General features: G+C 53.1%; 19 protein-coding genes. 10 read left to right on the forward strand and 9 right to left on the reverse strand.

The features are described 5' to 3' along the window. Window positions 1-4: 4 nt before the first annotated feature. From nudF to parE, 5 genes are all read left to right on the forward strand, one after another. Window positions 5-637 carry an ADP-ribose diphosphatase gene (gene nudF / locus O1Q74_RS01640; RefSeq protein WP_271875814.1) on the forward strand — a complete coding sequence of 211 codons (633 nt, stop codon included), beginning with the start codon at window positions 5-7 and terminating at the stop codon, window positions 635-637. Between the two features lie 4 nt (window positions 638-641). Further along, on the forward strand, window positions 642-1,073 hold the full coding sequence (locus tag O1Q74_RS01645) for a DUF1249 family protein (RefSeq protein WP_010280219.1): 432 nt from the start codon (window positions 642-644) through the stop codon (window positions 1,071-1,073). Window positions 1,074-1,180: 107 nt separating this feature from the next. Beyond that, entirely contained in the window at window positions 1,181-2,008 is an 828-nt protein-coding gene (gene cpdA / locus O1Q74_RS01650; protein ID WP_271875815.1) for a 3',5'-cyclic-AMP phosphodiesterase, read from the forward strand. Continuing rightward, window positions 2,008-2,589: an esterase YqiA gene (gene yqiA / locus O1Q74_RS01655; protein ID WP_271875816.1), complete on the forward strand. Its 582-nt coding sequence runs from the start codon at window positions 2,008-2,010 to the stop codon at window positions 2,587-2,589. The genes cpdA and yqiA overlap by 1 nt, the downstream gene beginning before the upstream one ends. Window positions 2,590-2,681: 92 nt before the next feature. Beyond that, complete coding sequence (gene parE, locus O1Q74_RS01660; protein WP_271875817.1) at window positions 2,682-4,577, forward strand: DNA topoisomerase IV subunit B; 1,896 nt, start codon at window positions 2,682-2,684, stop codon at window positions 4,575-4,577. 122 nt (window positions 4,578-4,699) lie between these two features. On the opposite strand, the gene O1Q74_RS01665 is transcribed toward parE, so the two are convergent. Continuing rightward, on the reverse strand, window positions 4,700-5,059 hold the full coding sequence (locus O1Q74_RS01665; protein WP_271875818.1) for a hypothetical protein: 360 nt from the start codon (window positions 5,057-5,059) through the stop codon (window positions 4,700-4,702). Between O1Q74_RS01665 and parC the strand changes: the two genes are divergently transcribed. From parC to O1Q74_RS01685, 4 genes are all read left to right on the forward strand, one after another. Next, window positions 5,042-7,312 carry a DNA topoisomerase IV subunit A gene (gene parC / locus O1Q74_RS01670; protein WP_271875819.1) on the forward strand — a complete coding sequence of 757 codons (2,271 nt, stop codon included), beginning with the start codon at window positions 5,042-5,044 and terminating at the stop codon, window positions 7,310-7,312. The genes O1Q74_RS01665 and parC overlap by 18 nt on opposite strands. Before the next feature lie 150 nt (window positions 7,313-7,462). Then, window positions 7,463-8,200, forward strand: a complete 738-nt coding sequence (locus O1Q74_RS01675; RefSeq protein WP_271875820.1) for a 1-acylglycerol-3-phosphate O-acyltransferase — start codon at window positions 7,463-7,465, stop codon at window positions 8,198-8,200. 103 nt (window positions 8,201-8,303) lie between these two features. Then, window positions 8,304-9,719, forward strand: a complete 1,416-nt coding sequence (gene ftsP, locus O1Q74_RS01680) for a cell division protein FtsP (protein ID WP_271875821.1) — start codon at window positions 8,304-8,306, stop codon at window positions 9,717-9,719. 352 nt (window positions 9,720-10,071) lie between these two features. Continuing rightward, window positions 10,072-10,809: a GntR family transcriptional regulator gene (locus tag O1Q74_RS01685; protein WP_271875822.1), complete on the forward strand. Its 738-nt coding sequence runs from the start codon at window positions 10,072-10,074 to the stop codon at window positions 10,807-10,809. A 67-nt stretch (window positions 10,810-10,876) separates the two neighbouring features. On the opposite strand, the gene dkgA is transcribed toward O1Q74_RS01685, so the two are convergent. From dkgA to O1Q74_RS01700, 3 genes are all read right to left on the reverse strand, one after another. Then, entirely contained in the window at window positions 10,877-11,704 is an 828-nt protein-coding gene (gene dkgA / locus O1Q74_RS01690; RefSeq protein ID WP_271875823.1) for a 2,5-didehydrogluconate reductase DkgA, read from the reverse strand. Window positions 11,705-11,978: 274 nt separating this feature from the next. Beyond that, a complete protein-coding gene (gene yqhD, locus O1Q74_RS01695) occupies window positions 11,979-13,142 on the reverse strand; it encodes an alcohol dehydrogenase (RefSeq protein WP_271875824.1) in 1,164 nt (387 codons plus the stop codon). Window positions 13,143-13,145: 3 nt separating this feature from the next. Continuing rightward, window positions 13,146-13,886 carry an NADPH-dependent oxidoreductase gene (locus O1Q74_RS01700; RefSeq protein ID WP_271875825.1) on the reverse strand — a complete coding sequence of 247 codons (741 nt, stop codon included), beginning with the start codon at window positions 13,884-13,886 and terminating at the stop codon, window positions 13,146-13,148. Between the two features lie 231 nt (window positions 13,887-14,117). Between O1Q74_RS01700 and O1Q74_RS01705 the strand changes: the two genes are divergently transcribed. After that, window positions 14,118-15,116 (forward strand): AraC family transcriptional regulator, encoded by a 999-nt coding sequence (locus tag O1Q74_RS01705; protein ID WP_271875826.1) that lies wholly within the window; start codon window positions 14,118-14,120, stop codon window positions 15,114-15,116. A 19-nt stretch (window positions 15,117-15,135) separates the two neighbouring features. Here O1Q74_RS01705 and O1Q74_RS01710 read toward each other — a convergent pair whose 3' ends face one another. From O1Q74_RS01710 to O1Q74_RS01730, 5 genes are all read right to left on the reverse strand, one after another. Then, a complete protein-coding gene (locus tag O1Q74_RS01710; protein ID WP_271875827.1) occupies window positions 15,136-15,795 on the reverse strand; it encodes a DedA family protein in 660 nt (219 codons plus the stop codon). A 463-nt stretch (window positions 15,796-16,258) separates the two neighbouring features. Further along, the gene (gene metC / locus O1Q74_RS01715; RefSeq protein ID WP_271875828.1) at window positions 16,259-17,449 is read right to left on the reverse strand and encodes a cystathionine beta-lyase; all 1,191 of its coding nucleotides are present in this window, start codon (window positions 17,447-17,449) and stop codon (window positions 16,259-16,261) included. Window positions 17,450-17,696: 247 nt separating this feature from the next. Continuing rightward, window positions 17,697-18,989 (reverse strand): TRAP transporter large permease, encoded by a 1,293-nt coding sequence (locus O1Q74_RS01720; protein WP_271875829.1) that lies wholly within the window; start codon window positions 18,987-18,989, stop codon window positions 17,697-17,699. 15 nt (window positions 18,990-19,004) lie between these two features. Next, on the reverse strand, window positions 19,005-19,511 hold the full coding sequence (locus O1Q74_RS01725) for a TRAP transporter small permease (RefSeq protein ID WP_271875830.1): 507 nt from the start codon (window positions 19,509-19,511) through the stop codon (window positions 19,005-19,007). A gap of 196 nt (window positions 19,512-19,707) precedes the next feature. Then, window positions 19,708-20,685, reverse strand: a complete 978-nt coding sequence (locus tag O1Q74_RS01730; RefSeq protein ID WP_271875831.1) for a TRAP transporter substrate-binding protein — start codon at window positions 20,683-20,685, stop codon at window positions 19,708-19,710. Between the last annotated feature and the right edge of the window lie 118 nt (window positions 20,686-20,803).

Raw genomic sequence — 20,803 nt, forward strand, 5'->3', positions numbered from 1 at the left:
AGCCATGTCGTCTTCCGAATCTGGCCCGGTTACTTTCACCAAAGATGATGTAGAAATTATTGCACGCGAAACGCTGTACGACGGTTTTTTTTCGCTGGAGCGTTACCGCTTTCGCCATCGCCTGTTTAATGGCGGCATGAGCGGTGAAGTCCGCCGTGAGATCCTGGAGCGCGGTCATGCTGTCGTGCTGTTGCCTTATGATCCGGTACGTGATGAAGTGGTATTAATCGAACAGATTCGCATTGCTGCTTATGACACCAGCGCGTCACCCTGGTTGTTTGAGCTGGTGGCTGGCATGATTGAACCAGGAGAAAGCCACGAAGAGGTGGCGCGGCGCGAAGCGCAGGAAGAAGCCGGATTAAGGGTTGATCGTTGTCGACCGATAATCAACTATCTCGCCAGTCCCGGTGGCACCAGCGAACGGCTGGCGGTGATGGTAGGCGAAGTGGATACGCGAACGGCGAAAGGCATTCACGGCCTCGCGGAAGAGAATGAAGATATTCGCGTACATGTCGTGAGTCGTGAACAAAGTTATCAATGGGTTGAAGAAGGCATTGTTGATAACGCCGCGTCTGTCATTGCCCTGCAATGGTTGGCCTTGCACCATGAAGAACTGAAACGCGCGTGGGTGGATTGAATTTATGAAACGTTATACTCCGGATTTCCCGGCCATGATGAGGCTATGTGAAACCAACTTCATGCAATTACGGCGTTTGCTGCCAAAAATTGATGAAGTCGGTGAAATCGCGGTTTATCACGTCAATAATGCGGTCTATCAACTGACGATTCTTGAGTCTACCCGCTATACCTCATTGGTCGAAATCAAGCAGACAGCGCCCACTGTCAGTTACTGGAGCCTGCCAATGATGAGCGTTAGGCTGTATCATGATGCACTGGTTGCGGAAGTGTGTGCCAGCCAGCAGATCTTTCGTTTCAAAGCACGTTATGATTATCCTAATAAGAAGTTACACCAGCGTGACGAAAAGCATCAAATTAATCAGTTTCTTGCTGATTGGCTAAAATATTGTTTGGCGTATGGTTCGATGTCGATACCGGTTTTCGATACCCAATAGATTTCAAGACGCAGGACAGCGACAGTCGAGCCATCAAGGGAAGCTAGCGTATTCTGCAATTTGAAAGATGACGGGTAGAGACAGATTTACGTAACCAAGGACACCATTTGGAAAGCCTGTTGACACTGCCTGTGGCGAGTGGCGCCAGAGTCAGGATTTTACAAATAACGGATACCCACCTTTTTGCGGGCGAGCATGAAACCTTGCTGGGTATCAACACCTATCGTAGCTATCACGCAGTGCTGAATGCCATCAAGGCTCGGCAGGATGCGTTTGATTTAATCGTGGCGACGGGCGATTTGGCGCAGGATCACACGCTGGAGGCCTATCATCAATTCTCGCGCGGCATTGCGCAGATCCCTGCACCTTGCGTATGGCTTCCGGGTAACCATGATTTCCAACCGGCGATGGTCGATGCGCTGGCTGAGGCCGGTATTGCGCCATCCAAGCATGTGCTGTTGGGCGACAAGTGGCAGATTATCCTGTTGGACAGCCAAGTGTTCGGCGTCCCGCATGGCGAGCTGAGTGAATACCAGCTTGAATGGCTGGAACGCAGCCTGAAAAGCCAGCCCGACCGCTTTACGCTGCTGCTACTGCATCATCACCCGCATCCTTCCGGTTGTACCTGGCTCGATCAGCACAGCTTGCGTAATGCACATAGCCTGTCTGCGGTGCTGGATCGTTATCCTCAGGTGAACACCGTGCTGTGTGGACATATTCATCAGGAGATGGATTTTGACTGGCATGGCCGCCGTTTGCTGGCGACGCCATCGACCTGCGTGCAGTTTAAACCGCATTGTACTAACTTCACGATTGATGACGTCGCGCCAGGTTGGCGCTATCTGGATCTGCTGCCGGATGGGCGTCTGGAAACTGAGGTTTATCGTCTGTCGGGTAGCGAATTCCTGCCTGACATGGATTCGGACGGTTACTAATGCCCACGCTTCTTTATCTGCACGGCTTCAACAGTACGCCACAGTCGGCGAAAGCGACGGCGCTGAAAACGTGGCTGGCGGAGCAGCATCCTGAAGTTGACATGGTGATTCCACAGCTTCCGCCTTATCCGGCGGAAGCTGCCGAGATGATGGAATCGTTGATTATGGAGCGGGCCGGTCGTCCGGTGGGGATTGTTGGTTCTTCCCTCGGTGGTTATTATGCCACCTGGTTATCCCAGTGTTTTATGCTGCCTGCCGTGGTGGTGAATCCTGCGGTGAGGCCGTTTGAGCTATTGCTGGACCATCTGGGTGAATACCAGAACCCCTACACCGGTGAACAATATGTGCTAGAGTCTCGGCACGTTTACGATCTGAAGGTCATGCAGGTTGACCGACTGGAATCACCGGATTTGCTCTGGCTGCTGTTGCAGACGGGGGATGAGGTTCTGGATTATCGTCAGGCAGTCGCGTATTACACGGCCTGCCGTCAAACTGTGGAGTCAGGGGGCAATCATGCCTTTGTCGGATTTGAGCACTTTTTCACGCCGATGGTGAATTTCTTAGGGCTCACGACAGACTGAATCGCCACCTATGCATTATGGATTGAAAAACGACTCGCGAAGGCGCGGCTCGTTAAACCCCATTCACTGAACTCAAAGAATTAACGCAAACTATGGCTCAATCAAGTTATAACGCTGATGCGATTGAAGTACTCAGCGGACTGGAACCGGTGCGCCGTCGTCCGGGAATGTACACCGATACCACGCGTCCTAACCATCTGGGGCAAGAGGTCATAGATAACAGTGTTGATGAAGCGCTGGCGGGTCATGCGCGTCGTATTGATGTGATTCTGCACGCCGATCAGTCGCTGGAAGTGATTGACGACGGCCGTGGCATGCCGGTGGATATTCACCCAGAAGAGGGTGTGCCTGCCGTTGAGCTGATTCTGTGCCGTCTGCACGCAGGCGGCAAATTTTCCGGTAAAAACTACCAGTTTTCGGGCGGCTTGCACGGCGTAGGGATTTCCGTGGTGAACGCCCTGTCTACCCGTGTCGAAGTCACCGTCAAGCGCGATGGTCAGGTGTATGACATCGCGTTTGCAAACGGCGATAAAGTCCAGGAACTCGCGGTAACAGGCACCTGCGGACGTCGTAATACCGGGACGCGCGTGCATTTCTGGCCGGATGAGAAATTTTTCGATAGTGCTCGCTTTTCTGTCTCCCGTTTGACGCACCTGCTGAAGGCTAAAGCGGTCTTATGCCCCGGCGTGGAAATCATCTTCAAAGATAAAGTTAACAATACCGAGCAGCGCTGGTGCTATCAGGATGGCTTGAATGACTACCTGTGCGAAGCAGTAAACGGTCTGATCACGTTGCCGGAAAAACCGTTCCTGGGGTCGATTACTGGTGATACCGAAGCCGTAGACTGGGCGCTGCTCTGGCTGCCGGAAGGCGGTGAACTGCTGACGGAAAGCTACGTTAACCTGATTCCGACGCCGATGGGCGGGACGCACGTTAACGGCCTGCGCCAAGGGCTGCTGGATGCGATGCGTGAATTTTGCGAATTCCGCAATATTCTGCCGCGCGGCGTGAAGCTGAGCGCAGACGATATCTGGGAACGTTGTGCTTATGTGCTGTCGGTTAAAATGCAGGAACCGCAGTTTGCCGGGCAGACCAAAGAACGCCTCTCTTCCCGTCAGTGCGCCGCGTTTGTGTCCGGCGTGGTGAAAGACGCGTTCAGCCTGTGGCTGAACCAGAACGTGCAGGCTGCGGAGCAGTTGGCTGAGCTGGCGATTTCCAGCGCGCAGCGTCGTATGCGTGCCGCCAAGAAAGTGGTGCGTAAAAAGTTGACCAGCGGGCCGGCGTTGCCAGGAAAACTGGCCGATTGTACTTCGCAGGATCTCAACCGGACGGAACTGTTTCTGGTGGAAGGGGATTCGGCGGGTGGATCGGCGAAACAGGCGCGCGAACGTGAATTCCAGGCGATCATGCCGCTGAAAGGTAAGATCCTGAATACCTGGGAAGTCTCCTCGGATGAAGTCTTGGCGTCGCAGGAAGTTCACGATATTTCAGTCGCGATCGGTATCGATCCTGACAGTGCCGATCTCAGCCAACTGCGTTACGGCAAGATCTGTATTCTGGCGGATGCAGACTCCGATGGTTTGCACATTGCGACGCTGCTGTGTGCGCTGTTTGTCCGCCATTTCCGGGCGCTGGTTCAGGGGGGGCACGTGTATGTCGCCATGCCGCCGTTATACCGCATCGATCTAGGCAAAGAGGTGTACTACGCGCTGGACGAAGAGGAAAAAGCGGGCGTGCTGGAGCAGCTTAAGCGCAAGAAAGGTAAGCCTAACGTGCAGCGCTTTAAAGGTCTGGGAGAAATGAACCCGCTACAACTGCGTGAAACCACACTGGATCCGAATACTCGCCGCCTGGTGCAGTTGACTATCAACGAAGAGGATATGGATCAGACGATGGCGATGATGGATATGCTATTAGCGAAGAAACGCTCGGAAGATCGCCGCAACTGGCTGCAAGAGAAAGGCGATAAGGCGGAGATCGAGGTATAGTCGCTAACGCTAGCCGATGTTTTCAAGCTAGCCCTTGATATCATGGATATCAAGGGCTTTATAAAAGTTATTACATATCGAATGTCAGACCTTACTGAGCTTCTGTGCGTGGCGTTGGCGGCTCATCCCCTTTGGATCTGCTGGAAAGGCAAGGCGATCTTGCTCCGACCAATGACACGATAAGGATGAGCGCAATACGCGCTGCTCTTCGTCAGCGGTTGCGAAACACACGCTGACGCTTCCTTCATTGCCACGGCGATATGGCGTCCATCACTAACCCCCTTTCTCGCCGTAGCCGGATTCATCTCAGTCATCATTGGCGTGGAGCCGCCACGCAGTTCCCTGCTAACGGTTCCCTGTGACATCACCTCATCAGATAAGGTACTATTCCCGCCAAACATACCGCCGCTATGGCGTGCCGGAAAGCGTAACCATCGCGCCGCGATGTGAGGGAAATGAGAGAAATGAGTGAGATGACTCATGACGGCGCAGAAAGCCTTGCGCTGCGCACGTTTACCGAAAATGCATACCTGAATTATTCCATGTACGTCATCATGGACAGGGCATTGCCGTTCATTGGCGATGGCCTGAAGCCTGTGCAGCGTCGCATTGTGTATGCGATGTCCGAACTGGGGCTGAATGCCAGCGCCAAATTTAAAAAATCCGCCCGTACCGTGGGTGACGTGCTGGGTAAATACCACCCGCACGGCGACAGCGCCTGCTATGAAGCGATGGTGCTGATGGCGCAGCCGTTCTCGTACCGCTATCCGCTGGTGGATGGGCAGGGGAACTGGGGGGCGCCGGACGATCCAAAATCCTTCGCCGCCATGCGTTATACCGAATCTCGGCTGTCCAAATACGCTGAAATCCTGCTGTCGGAGTTAGGGCAGGGCACGGTTGATTACATCCCGAACTTTGACGGGACGATGCAGGAGCCGAAAATGCTGCCTGCGCGTCTGCCGAATATTCTGCTGAACGGCACCACCGGTATCGCCGTCGGGATGGCCACGGACATACCGCCGCACAACGTGCGCGAAGTCGCTGCCGCCGCGGTGATGCTGCTGGAAAAACCGAACGCCTCGCTGGACGACTTATTGCAGCACGTTCAAGGGCCGGATTTCCCGACGGAAGCTGAAATCATTACGCCGCGCGAGGAAGTGCGCAAGCTTTACCAGAATGGCCGTGGCTCGGTGCGTATGCGTGCCGTCTGGAAAAAAGAAGACGGCGAAGTGGTGATTACCGCGCTGCCGCATCAGGTTTCCGGCGCCAAAGTGTTGGAGCAGATTGCCAGCCAGATGCGCGCGAAGAAGCTGCCGATGATCGACGATCTGCGCGATGAATCCGATCACGAGAACCCAACCCGTCTGGTGCTGGTGCCGCGTTCGAACCGCATCGATCTGGATCAAGTGATGAACCACCTGTTCGCCACTACCGATCTGGAAAAGAGCTATCGCGTTAACATGAACATGATCGGTCTGGATGGTCGTCCTAGTGTGAAAGGGTTGGTCGAGATCCTGAGCGAATGGCTGGTATTCCGTCGTGACACCGTGTGCCGCCGACTGAACTACCGTCTGGAAAAAGTGCTCAAGCGCCTGCATATCCTTGAAGGCTTGCTGATTGCGTTCCTGAATATTGATGAAGTCATTCATATCATCCGCACGGAAGATGAGCCGAAGCCGGTACTGATGCGCCAGTTCAGCCTGAGTGAAACGCAGGCTGAAGCGATCCTGGAGCTGAAATTACGTCATTTGGCCAAGCTGGAAGAGATGAAAATCCGCGGCGAGCAGGACGATCTGGCAAAAGAGCGCGATCGGCTTCAGGACCTGCTGGCGTCGGATCGTAAGCTCAGCAATCTGATTAAGAAAGAAATTCAGGCGGATGCGCAAACTTATGGCGACGATCGTCGCTCGCCGTTGCATGAACGCGGAGAAGCGAAAGCGATGAGCGAACATGACTTTGTGCCGTCCGAACCGGTCACCATTGTGCTGTCGGAAATGGGGTGGGTGCGCAGCGCCAAAGGGCATGATATCGATCCTGCCGGACTGAGTTACAAAGCGGGCGACAGTTTCCGCGCCGCCGCGAAAGGTAAGAGCAATCAGCCTGTGGTGTTTATTGACTCTACCGGCCGCAGCTACGCGCTGGACCCTATCACACTGCCTTCCGCACGCGGTCAGGGCGAGCCGCTGACGGGCAAACTCACGCCGCCGCCGGGCGCAACGATTGAACAGGTGCTGATGACCGCAGACGATCAGCCGCTGCTGATGGCATCGGATGCGGGTTATGGCTTCGTGTGTACCTTTAACGATCTGGTGGCGCGCAACCGCGCGGGCAAAGCGATTATTACGCTGCCGGATAATGCGAAAGCGCTGGCTCCGATTGAGATCCACGGTGACGATAACCTGCTGATGGCGATCACCGCCGCTGGCAGAATGTTGTTGTTCCCTGTCTCCGATCTGCCACAGCTGTCAAAAGGCAAAGGCAACAAGATTGTGTCCATCTCTTCGGCAGATTTTGCTGAAGGTAAAGACCGTCTGACCTGGCTGTATCTGCTGCCGCCACAGGCTTCCGTCACGCTCTATTTCGGTAAGCGTAAGCTGGTGTTGCGTCCGAACGAGCTTCAGAAGTATCAGGGTGAGCGCGGACGGAAAGGCACGTTGCTGCGTGGGCTACAGCGCATCGACCGGATTGAGGTGGATGCACCGCAGCAGATTAGCACCGGCAGCAGCGAAGAATAACCCCTCCGTATTGTCCTGTGCATGTTGAGAAAGGCGGTGTAATACCGCCTTTCTTTAGTTTCCGGTTGCCATCTTGCAGCAAATTGAATCACCGTGTGTTTTAGCGCGAAATCGCTATACTAGCGGCGGCTGTTGGCTAATGAGGTTGCTATGTTATCCATTTTGCGTTTTTTTATTGTCGTTATATTTTCGATTTTGGTCTGTGTTTTTGGCTTGTTTTACTGCCTGTTCAGCCCTAGAAATCCCCGTCATGTGGCGACCTTCGGCCATCTTTTTGGGCGTTTGTCCACGGTGTTTGGCCTGAAAGTAGAAATGCGGATACCGGAAGAAGCCGCGCGTTACGGCAACTGCATCTATATCGCGAATCATCAGAATAATTACGATATGGTCACGGTATCCAAAGCCGTCCAGCCTAGTACGGTTACCGTGGGTAAGAAAAGCCTGCTGTGGATCCCGTTCTTTGGGCCGCTCTACTGGCTGACGGGGAATTTGCTGATTGATCGCGAAAACCGCGCGAAAGCGCACGGCACCATCGCTCAGGTGGTGAAGCACATTAAAGAACGAAACACCTCTATCTGGATGTTCCCCGAAGGTACACGCAGCCGTGGACGCGGTCTGCTGCCATTCAAAACCGGTGCTTTTCATGCCGCGATTAGCGCAGGCGTGCCGATTGTGCCGATTTGCGTGTCTACGACCAGCAATAAAGTGAAATTGAACCGCTGGAATAACGGCCTCGTTATCGTAGAAATGTTGCCGCCCATTGATACCCGTGCGTATACCAAAGATCAGGTTCGCGAGCTGGCGATACACTGCCATGATGTGATGGCGGCCAAGATTGCCGAGCTGGATGCGGATGTAGCGGCGCGCGAAGCGGCAGACAAAAAATAAACTTACCTCATCGGGTTACGCGATTATTTGTTCCGATTATTTCTTCCGAATACCTAATCGCCAGTTAAACTTTGCTTATGGTTAATGGATTTACGGAGTCATTATGTCACTCAGCCGGCGTCAGTTTATTCAGGCATCGGGCCTTGCGTTATGTGCGGGTATGACGCCACTGGCAGCTAAAGCCAGTGGGAATTCCGCCGCATTGCCGATACCGCCATTACTGGAGTCGCGCCGAGGCCAGCCGCTTTTTCTGACCATGCAGCGTGCCCATTGGGCATTTTCCGGCGATCGTAAGACCGCCATTTGGGGAATCAACGGCCGTTATCTGGGGCCAACGGTGCGGGTGTATGACGGTGATGACGTTAAGCTGATTTACAGTAACCGCCTGAGCGAGCCTGTCGCGATGACGATCGGCGGGTTGCAGGTGCCAGGTCCGCTAATGGGCGGATCCGCCCGTATTATTTCTCCAGGAACCGACTGGTCGCCGGTGTTGCCCATTCGTCAGCCGTCAGCGACCTGCTGGTATCATGCGAATACGCCGAACCGCATGGCACCTCATATCTATAACGGGCTGGCAGGACTATGGCTGGTGGAAGACCGAGCCAGTAAGGCCCTGCCGCTGCCCAATCACTACGGTGTTGATGATTTCCCCTTGATTATTCAGGATAAACGACTGGATAACTTTGGTGTCCCTATTTATAACCCGCCTTCTAGCGGCGGCTTCGTGGGGGATTCGCTATTAGTTAACGGCATCCAAAATCCCTTTGTTGAAGTGTCCCGTGGCTGGGTGCGTCTGAGGTTGCTGAACGCGTCGAACTCCCGGCGTTATGTGATGCGGTTGAGCGATGGTCGGGCGATGCATGTGATTGCCAGCGATCAAGGACTGCTACCCGCGCCGATGGCGGTGAACCAGCTTTCTCTTGCACCCGGCGAACGGCGTGAGATTCTGATCGATATGTCGCAGGGCGAAGACGTCACGCTGACGGCAGGGGAGTCGGCTGGGATTATGGATCGCCTGCGCGGCTTATTTGAGCCTTCCAGCATCCTGATTTCTACGCAAATACTCACGCTTAAGCCGACGGGCCTGCTGCCATTGGTGACGGACAACCTGCCGATGCGCCTGCTGGCCGACAACATCATTGAAGGCAGCATCAGCCGCACGCGCGAATTCCGTCTGGGTGACAGCTTGCCCGGCATCAACGGTGCGATGTGGGACATGACGCGTGCCGATGTACAAACTCAGCTTGGCCGCTGTGAGCGCTGGATTATCCACGCCGACACGCCGCAGGCTTTCCATATTCAGGGTGTTAAATTCCTGGTGCGTAGCGCGAACGGCGGCCCTCCGGCTGTCGAGGACAGCGGCTGGAAAGATACGGTGTGGGTGGATAACGATGTCGAGCTGCTGGTTTATTTCATGCAGCCTTCCTCAATGGCGTTCCCTTTCCTGTATTACAGCCAGACGCTGGAATTGGCCGATCGTGGTTCAACGGGACAGCTCATCGTACAGCCTACTATGTAAGCCCCTTATCGATCGCCATTCCCCTTCTTTACTTATCCCTCTGCCGTGACGCGTGTGACGGCATTGTTTCTGGTATCCATCAGTTTCTTAATGTGATCCACCTCTATTCAGACAAACCAAAATTAAAGATGCGAAGCCGTGCGGACGATACCTTATAGATTGATGTTGTTATGAATTTAGGGTGAATCGCGTTTTGAATCACATGCGGTTCCGGGTTTGATAGGTGCTAAAAAAACACGTTTTATTACAACAATTTCAGAGTCAGAGCGTTCCGTTTCGCGATGAAATCAGGTTCACTCCCTGTTTTAACCTGCACGCAGCCAGAATGCTGCGTCACTAAAAAGGCTGCACTATGCGGGAATTACTGCTTTGGGTCAGGGATCAACTGGCTGAGGCGTCGTCGGCGCCTCGCTATATGCAGCTCGCGTCGTTGCTTGAATCAGAAATCGGCCGTCGGAAGGCGTTAGCAGGTCAGTTCTTACCTGCGGAAAGATTGATTGCACAACAGCTGGGATTATCACGCGTAACGGTTTCCCGTTCCTTGTCGCTGCTGGAAGAAAAGGGGTTGATTGTTCGCCAGCAGGGGGTAGGAACCCGCATCGTTCAACGGCTCCACTACGCGTTAAGCGCCGAAGATGAAGGTTTCACCGCGTTGGTGCTGAAACAGGGTGGCGTCGCTGGTAGCCTGTGGTTAGAGAAAACGATACAGGTTCCGCCTGCTGCTATCGCGGCAAAAATGTTGCTGCCGGAAGGTGAGGCCGTTACCTATCTGCGGCGCGTGCGGCTCAGCAATGGTGAGCCTGTCTCGCTGGAAACAACCTGGATTCCGCAAAAATTCCTGCCTGACCCGGAAGCGCTTGAACAGTCTCTCTACCAATATTGGAGGACAGGTGGGATCATCCCAGACAAGAAACGCTATCTTTTCAAAGCGATTGCCTGTGCGGCAGAAGTCGCCACGCTGCTTGGTATCGCGGTGGAAGCACCGATACTGTATTGCCAACTGCATGTTTATAACGATCGGGGTGAACTGCTGGAATACAGCGAGGCACATTGCCGTAGCGATGTGTATGAAATTCAATTTGCCGATTAGAAGAAAAATGCCAGCGCGGTGAATGCTGGCATTAAAGGTGGATTAGCTCTTAGCCGTAGATTAGCGCTTAGTCGTTTCTCGGTTCATCTGGGTCCGACCCGAGTCGCTTCCCGCTATCCAGCTTGGCAATTTCACCCAGCTCGTCTTTATCCAGACGGAAATCGAACACCTCGAAGTTTTCCTTGATGCGGGAAGGCGTCACCGATTTAGGAATCACCACCAGCCCGCAGTCCAGATGCCAGCGAATCACGATCTGTGCCGGCGTTTTCCCGTATTTTGTCGCCAGTTTACGGATAATCGGATGGTCAAAAACACCCTCGCCGCCCTGTGCCAGCGGGCTCCAGGACTCGGTCTGGATATGATGCGTCGCATTCCAGGCGTGGAGCTGTCTTTGCTGGAGAAGAGGGTGTAGCTCGACCTGATCGATAACTGGCAATACGCCCGTTTCTTCTTTTAGCCGCTGTAAGTGGTGAATGTGGAAATTGCTAACGCCGATGCTTTTCGCCAGACCCTGTTCCTGGAGTTTGATGAGTCCGCGCCAGGCATCCACAGAGGTGTTCTGTTGCGGGAGCGGCCAGTGAATCAGGTAGAGATCGATATAATCTAACCGAAGTTTTCTCAGGCTTTCCTCCAACGCCTTCTGGGGATCGGTATGATCGCCATTCCAGAGCTTGGTGGTGATGAAGACTTCTTCACGCGGCAGATTCGCGGAGCTCAGTGCCTGACCGACAGCTTCCTCGTTCTTATAAATAGCGGCGGTATCGATCGCCCGATAACCGAGGGACAATGCTTCAGTCACGGCGATTACCGTGTCTTCACTGCTTGCTCGCCAGACACCAAGGCCCAACTGGGGCATGATATTGCCGTCCGCCAGCTTAACTTTCGGTTGCGTCATCTCATTCTCCTTTTATATCCGTTAATCCATAAAAATATCATAGAGTTAACTGGATGGGCGACCTGTTCATATCACGAAAATAGCGGAACGTGTCCCTCGCAGGAACAGGCATATGATTTCATTCTAGTAGAAAAATGCAGCGGTTATGGATTGTCCGATGATAAGGGGAGCCGATTGGCTCCCCTTAACAGACACAGCATTGAGTTGAGGGTATTAGTGTTGTTTAAATGATCGCGTTTTCTCCTATCATTCGAAGGGTTAAGAACGGAGGGGCTTAGCGCGCCGCTTCGTAAATCTTCTGACTTTCTTCCAGCGTAATGTCGCGGTGCTCGCCCAGCGCGGTCAGGCCATGCTCGTTGAGTTTGGCGACCAGTGTCGGAATGGACCTGCCATCCAACTGATAGTCAGACATGCGGGTCGGTACGCCCATTTTCTCGAAGAAGTCGCGCGTAGCGGCAATCGCACCGTCGATGCGCTGGTCTTCGCTACCGTCGCGCAGGTTCCAGACGCGCTCGGCGTATTGCAGCAGTTTGTCGCGCTTCTGGGCTTTTCTCGCTGCCAGCATGGCGGGCAGGACGATAGCCAGCGTTTGGGCATGATCGAGACCGTGCAGCGCCGTTAATTCGTGCCCCAGCATGTGGGTTGACCAATCCTGCGGCACGCCTGCGCCAATCAGGCCGTTCAACGCCATCGTGGCGCTCCACATCACATTGGCTCTGACCTTGTAGTTTTCCGGTTCTGCCAGTGCGCGCGGGCCTTCTTCAACCAGCGTCAGCAGCAAGCCTTCCGCAAAACGATCCTGTACTTTGGCATCGACGGAATACGTCAGGTACTGCTCGACAGTATGAACGAAGGCGTCAACCACGCCGTTCGCAATTTGGCGAGCGGGCAGGGTATACGTCACGACGGGATCGAGCACGGCGAAAAGCGGCTGTGTGTAGCGTGAACGGAAAGCGAGCTTATCGTTGGTCGATTGACGGGTGATGACCGCGCCGTTATTGGATTCCGAACCGGTCGCAGGCAGAGTGAGCACGGCGGCCATTGCAACGCCGCGATCGATTTCTGCGCCACCGGTTTGCAGGATGTGCCACGGGTCCTGCGCGGCCTGATAATCTGCGGCAGCAGCGATAAATTTCGTGCCATCAACCACAGATCCACCGCCAACGGCCAGCAGGAAATCAATCTTCTCCGCACGGACGACCTCGACGGCTTTCATCAGCGTTTCGTAAGTCGGGTTCGGCTCAATGCCGGAAAACTCACGTACGTTGCGGCCTTCTAGTGCGCGATAGACCTGATCCAGTACGCCATTGTGCTTCACGCTGCCGCCGCCGTAGGTAATGAGGATACGGGCATCGGCAGGAATTTCTTTGCCTAATTCAGCAATCTGGCCTTCGCCAAACAAAATTTTGGTAGGGGTATGAAGTGTGAAATTGAGCATAGGTTATTTGTCCAGTTTAAAGCCCTGTTGGAGGATCGCGGGTAAGACTTTCGGGAAATAAATGTGCTGATAGTAGCTGGCGGTGTTATCACCCCAGTTGTCACCGTCTGCGCGGCCGGTTTGCTGCCAGTGTGTCACCAGCGTGTGGTTATATTGCTCGATAGCCGCAGGCAGAACCTCCTGATGGTAGGTTTCATCATGGCGGAATGAATTCAGCGGCAGACGTGGTTTTTGATGCGCAGGGGTGTCCACATAACCGATAGCGATACCTGCGACGGGGAACGTCAGTTCAGGCAGTTCCAGAAAATCGATCATCGCCTGCGGCTCGCGACGAATGCCGCCAATCGGGACGATGCCCAGCCCAAATGAGCGTGCCGCGGCCATCAGCGTGCCAAGCGCGATACCGACATCCGTTGTGCCAGCGATCAGGCTTTCGAGGCTTTCATGCGCGTGCTGTTGCTTGTCGCTCATGGCAATCCCGACCTGTGTTTTATGCATATCCAGTACCACGGTAATAAAGACGGGCGCTTTGGCAATCCACGGCTGGCCGCCAGCCAACTCGGCGATGCGCGCCCTGCGTTCCGGGTCACGAGTGACGATGAGCGAGACCTGTTGAGAGTTCACGGAGGTCGGTGCCAGATGCGCGGACTGAATAATGGCATCCAGCACGTCATCGGGAATCGCTTTATCAAGATAGCTACGTTCACTGCGGTGTGAGGTGAACAGCTCAATTGTTTTATTCATGTCTTTTCCCGTGGGATGAAGGGGCGAATGTATGCTGAGTATTGTCATCAACCCGCGAAAGCCGTTCAATGCACATTTCTGTTTGCTTATTGCCTATTTCTCCAAAATACAGGAGAAAAGGGTGATAATAATTCGCAGGTATGTCATTTTGTTTCTTCTGTCAGGAGAGCGGCTTCGGGCAGGAAAAGCGAACCCGTAGCGAGATAACTCTATTTTGACGGAAAGCCAATTATGTTGACCGAAGGCCAGTGCGAGGGATTTGTTCAGAACCCCGCAGATCAGAAACCCATCGTTCAGGAACTCACTGAACCGCAGCAGACGGTACGGCAACGCATCGTGCAACAGGCTATCCGCTGCTCAACCAAAAACTGGGCCACGCCTTCGCTCGTGCCTCAGGTTAAAATTCTTTATACGGAACAGCACCACCCGCGCGTGCCAGTCATGTATGAGCCGACGATCGTCATCATTTTTCAGGGGCAGAAAATTGGCTATCTGGGCGGGAAAACCTTCCAGTATGACCCGGAAAACTACCTGCTGATGACGGTGCCGCTGCCGTTTGAATGTGAAACGATAGCCAGCGTTGAACACCCGTTGGTGGGGATGGCGATCCGTATCGATATCCAGATGCTTCAGGATTTGTTGATTGATATCGGTGATGACGACAGTGCGATCCGCCCCTGTTCCTGCACATGCGGCGTGAACAGCGCGCCGCTGACCGATGAAATTCTGTGTGCCGTGGAGCGGCTGCTGGATGCGATGGATAACCCGCGTGATGCCCGCGTGCTGGGGCCTACGATTGTGCGCGAGATTATCTATCATATGCTCTGCGGCGAACGCGGCGCGGCATTACAGGCGCTGGTCAATCGGCACACGCACTTCAGCCAAATTGCCAAGTCTCTGCGACGTATCGAAAACCACTATGCCGATAGCCTGAATGTGGAACAACTGGCGGCGGAAGTGAACATGAGCGTCTCGGCTTTTCATCATAATTTCAAAGCGGTCACCAACACCTCGCCGTTGCAGTACCTGAAATCCTACCGCTTACACAAAGCCCGCGTGATGATGATCAACGAAGGGCTGAGAGCGGGCGTCGCGGCCGCTCGTGTAGGATATGAGAGCGTGTCGCAATTTAGCCGGGAATTTAAGCGCTATTTCGGTGCGACGCCGAGCGATGAGGCGGCGAGATTAAAGGCCAGCAATATGGCAGTTGAGGAAAGCTGGAGGCGTTAAGAAAGCGTGCGGTTACCGATTAGGCGACGGCACGTTTTTTACGCCACACTACAACAGCCATGCCAATCAGGCCGCTAACCAGCAAAATCATCGGGAGCAGGATCAGCGCGGTCATCACCTGATCTTCATAGCGTTTGACCAGCGGAATGTGGCTGAGCGCATAGCCGAGCGTGACAATTCCACCGACCCACAGCAACCCGCTGAGCCAGTTGAAAATTTGAAAGCGCGTATTATTTAACCCGGAAATGCCCGCCATCGTCGGCAACAGCGTGCGGATAAACGCTAAAAAGCGGCCAATCAACAGCGCCATCAGGCCGTGTCGATGGAACAGGTGATGGGCACGCTGGTGGTAATGCGCAGGAAGTTGCAATAGCCAGCCTTTTACCAGACGCGTATCACTCAGCCAGCGCCCTTGAAGGTAGCTGAGCCAGCAGCCGAGGCTGGCGGCGACGGTGAGCAAAATCATCGTAGGGAAAAAGCTCATCACGCCTTTGGCAATCATGGCACCCGTGAGCAATAGCAGGCTGTCGCCGGGCAGAAAAGAGGCAGGTAGCAGGCCGTTCTCCAGAAACAGCGTCGTGAACAGAATGCCGTACACCACCCAAATGACGTGGGGATCGGCCAATGCACTAAAATCCTGCTGCCAGAGCGCCTGAATAATGTCGTGAACCACACTCATATTACATCCCGCCAGTGACGATATTCACTATCTCTCAGGTTGCGGCGATGGAACGCTGAATTACCTGAAATCTACTGCCTATCAAGCCCTAAAATCGGTTGGGCAAAACGCCTTGCCACATCGTGAGAATGTGACAGGGCTTAATGCTTAATTTTGGTTAAGGTAACGCGTTTTTTGGTAAGCGTTGACTCATGATTATGATAACGCATTACCCACCGTGCCGCAGGGGAAATCAAGATGTGGCGGCTTTATGGCCGTCACATTTTCTATATTTTATTTCCTGCCATACCCGTCATACTTCAAGCCGCATGTGCGTTGGCTACGTTCATTCACCCGAATCACTTACCTGAGTAAGCTCATCGGGATTCTCTCTCTTGCCGCCTTCCTGCAACTCGAATTATTTAGGGTATATATTTTGTTTCCTGCCGTTTGGCAGCGATGAGCCTGCTGACGCCTTGCCAGACTATGCGCTCAGCCTGCTGAAACCCGCGGCCAGATCGTCGATCAGATCGTCACTGTCTTCAAGTCCAATATGTAACCGAATAAGTGTGCCGGTAAAATCCACGCCGCTCACCGGGCGGATAGCCGCAAGTTCTTCCGGCTGATTTGCCAGAATCAGAGACTCGAAGCCTCCCCAGGAATACGCCATGCTGAAGTGTTCAAAATGATCCAGATAGTGTGCCAGCGCCTCTTTGCTTAATTTTTCTTTCAGCACAAAGGAGAACAAGCCGTTGCAGCCGTTAAAATCGCGTACGTAGAATTCATGCCCTTTGCATCCCGGCAGCGCAGGGTGATTAACGGCGGCGACTTCAGGGCGCTCCGCTAGCCATTTCGCAATACGGATGCTGCTTTCCTGATGCTGTTTGAGCCTGACGCCCAGCGTGCGCAGGCCACGGCTGGCGACATAAGCGGTATCAGCGTCTACCATTTGGCCCATCAGGTAAGAGTGTTCACGCAACTGCGCCCAGCAGCGCTCATTCGCCACCGCCGTACCGAGCATGGCATCGGAATGGCCGACGATGTATTTCGTGCCCGCCTGAATGGAGATATCAATATCGAAGTCGAGCGCTTTGAATAAAATGCCTGCTGCCCAGGTATTATCAATCATGATAACGATGTCGGGATTGATGCGGCGCACGGCTTGTACGATCGCTGGCACATCATGGACTTCCATGGTGATGGAGCCGGGCGATTCGAGAAAGACGACTTTGGTATTGGGCTGGATCAATTCGGCAATGCCGTCACCGATGAGCGGATCAAAATAGGTGGTGCTGACGTTCAACTTCTGGAGCACTTTGGTGCAGAAATCCTGCGTGGGTTCGTAGGCCGACTCCGTCACCAGAATGTGATCGCCTGCCGCAACGAAAGAGAGGATTGCATTAGAAATCGCGGCCGCTCCACAAGGATACAACGCGCAGCCTGCGCCGCCTTCCAGCTCCACCATCGCTTCCTGAAATGAGAAATGGGTCAGCGTACCGCGGCGTCCGTAGAACAAGGCCCCTTTAGCCCGGTTAATGGTGGCATGCTTCTTGTCCTGCACGGTATCGAATACCAGCGAAGAAGCGCGCTGAATAACGGGATTTACAGAACCGTGGGTGAATTTCTTGCTGCGTCCTGCGGCGACTAACGCGGTTGCTGTTTTTTTGCTTGTCATAACTACTATTACCTTTTCTATTCAATCCTGCTGGATGACCCAATACGCCAGATATACCTGATAGCAAAAGTGTGAGGAAGGAAGGAGGCGTGATTCGATGTATTAACCTACGTTATCATGGCTTGGGCGTCGCGTGGGCTTGAGTAGGATAAGATTAGAGGTAGGTGAAAATATTTCAGGTAGGGAAACGCAAGGAAAGCGCCATGTCTTCTGTACTCAGTTAATCAACATGGCGCAGTGTAGTGCGCTAACCCGTATGCACACCGAAGAATTTGGGTAGCCAGAGTGAGATCGCCGGAATATAAGTGACCAGCATCAGCACAAAGAACAGCCCGCAGTAAAAGGGCAGCATTGCTTTAACGACTTGTTCTATCTTCTGCTTACTCACCGCGCTGGCGACGAAAAGCACCGACCCCACCGGTGGTGTAATCAGGCCGATCCCGAGATTCACCAGCATGATCATGCCGAAATGCACCGGATCGATGCCGAGCGAGAGAGCGACGGGCAGCAGAACGGGCGTCAGGATCAGAATGAGCGGTGCCATGTCCATCAGTGTGCCAAGTAGCAGCAGCATGATGTTAATCCACATCAGGATGACGTACTTGTTATCCGAAATGGAGGTGAAAAACTCGGTAATGCGGCTCGGTAGCTGCATGTAAGTCATGATGGCACCGAACGCGGCGGCGAAGCCGATCAGGATCATTACGATCGTGACGGTTTTTACCGTGCGGTACATCAGCTTGGGCAGTTCTGACCATTTATAGTCTTTGTAGATAAACATGGTCACGAAGAAGGACCACAGGCAGGCGATGGCCGCAGACTCGGTTGCGGTGAAAATGCCGGATAGGATCCCGCCCATGATGATGACGACCGTCATCAATCCCCACAGGGTATCTACAAAGATTTTCAGCGCCTGACGGAACGGTACGCGTTCGCCTTTTGGATAACCGCGTCGATGTGCGAAGCCGACGCACATCACCATCAGGGTCATGCTGAGCAGCAGACCGGGCAGGATCCCTGCAATAAACAGCGAAGCGATGGAAACCGTACCGCCGGTTGCCAGTGAGTAGATCACGGAGTTGTGGCTAGGTGGTGTCAAAATCGCCTGCACGGAGCCGCTGGCGGTGACGGCGGCAGAGAAGTCGCGCGGGTAACCCTTCTTCTCCATCTCTGGGATCATCACCGAACCGATTGAGGCCGTATCTGCGACAGAAGAACCGGATATCGCGCCGAAAAACGTGGAGGCGACGATATTAACCAGCGATAAACCGCCGCGAATAAAGCCGACAAAGATGTAAGCGAAGCTGACCAGTCGACGGGCGATGCCACCCTCGGCCATGATTGCCCCGGCCAGAATAAAGAAAGGAATCGCCAATAGCGAAAATTTGTTCACGCCGTTGGTAATCTGGATCATGACCGCTTCAAGCGGCAGATCGATCCAGAACGCGCCAACAATGGCGCTCAACCCAACCGCGTAAGCGACGGGTACGCCGACCGCTAACAGCACGGCCAGTGAGGCAATCAGAATAAATGCATCCATGGTATTGGCTCCGAATTAAGAACTGCCAAGCATTACCACAGGGCGTTTATCCTGCGGGCCGAAAAACATTTTTTCGATGATGAACAGCACGGTGATTAACGAACCGATAGGCAGCGGTAAATAGCTTTCACCCGCGGTTAATAAGGGAAACTCCGCCACGGGCTGTTCCCATAATTCCAGGCAAAGCAATGTGCTGTAATAAAGAATAAACAGGCTGATTAATAGCATCAGGAGGTTCGACAGATGGACGCAAATCTTCTTACCGGATTCTGGCAATCTGTCGGTTAACATGCTGACGGCAATATGTGAGTTGGAACGATAACTGACGGCGGAGCCGACAAAAGTAAATGTCACCATACAAATAATTGAAATGGGTTCTGGCCAGGATAATGCGGCATTTAATACATAGCGTGCGAATATTCCGACTGGAATCACGAGCGTCATAATTAATAACGCCAGACCAGAAACCCACATGGCAATACGATAGAGTACATCCATACTGGAAAGATAAGACTGTGCCATTGTGCCACCTATATTCGCTAAGCAATAAGCGAAGGGGAATTGTTGATATCAGGGGCGGATAAATAGAGCGCTATTTATGACGTTGCTGATAAATCCGTGGTGCGGTGATAATGGAAATCTATCCACTATCACCATTTTCATTGCGTAAATCCGTTCGTCAAGAATCTGCTATTTATCCGCTTAGATGAGAGATTGATTATTTCACGTCGGCTACGGCTTTAATCAGATCCTGATATTTGGCACCAAACTGATCGCGTACGGGCTGAGTAGCTTTGAAATAATACTCGGTATCAATGTCATGGAATTGAACGCCGCCGGCCTTCATTTTATCCAGAGATTGCTGAGTATATTCATTCCACAGCACGCGCTGTTCTTGCTGCGCTTCTTTCGCCAGCTTCAGGATCAGATCCTGATCCTCTTTAGAAAGTTTGTCCCATTTGGTTTTGGAATACAGGAACAGCTCAGGAATAATGAAGTGGCGGCTCCAGGTATAGTTTTTCACGACAGGCAGGTAGTTGTGTGCGACAAACGTCGGCGGGTTATTTTCAGTGCCGTCAATTACGCCGGTTTGCATGCCGCTGAAGACTTCACTGACGCCCATCGCGATTGAGTTGGCACCCATGGCTTTTAGCGTTGCCAGCGCGACCGGACTCCCCTGGACGCGAATTTTCATGCCCTTGAGGTCTTCTGGTTTCACCACAGGTTGTTTGGTGATCAAGTTACGCGTGCCCGCGTCCATCCAGCCCAGAAAAACCAGTTTGGATTTGCTGTTGTTAGTAATTTTGTCTCCAATCTCCTGACCGATTTTCCCATCTAGCACTTTGTGCATATGATCTTCATCACGGAAGATATAGGGCAGCGTGAAGACTTCTATTTCTGGTAAAATAGCGGCAACGGGCGTCATGGATACACGGATAATATCAATCGCGCCGAGCTGTGCCTGCTCAATCATTTGTTTTTCATCACCCAAGACTCCACCGGGGAAGGTTTTAATTTCCAGTCGGCCATTTGTGGCAGCTTTTAATTTCTCTCCCATTTTCTGAACGGCGACGACATTAGGGTAACCTTCCGGGTGAACATCAGAGGCTTTAATTTGTTGTGCCAGAAGGGCTTGGCTCATCAGCAGTGTGGCAGAACCCAGGCAAAGGCCGAGCAATTTTTTCGACAGCTTCATTGAGTAGTCTCCAGCGATATGGGTAATGAATGGCAATCATCAAATGGCGATTTGAAAATTAAGTCCATGAAAAATAGAATAATAAACAATGGATTTAAGAGTAAGAGAATGGCGTTCT

Origin of the sequence: Pectobacterium sp. A5351 (assembly GCF_028335745.1) — a bacterium.
Classification (GTDB): domain Bacteria; phylum Pseudomonadota; class Gammaproteobacteria; order Enterobacterales; family Enterobacteriaceae; genus Pectobacterium.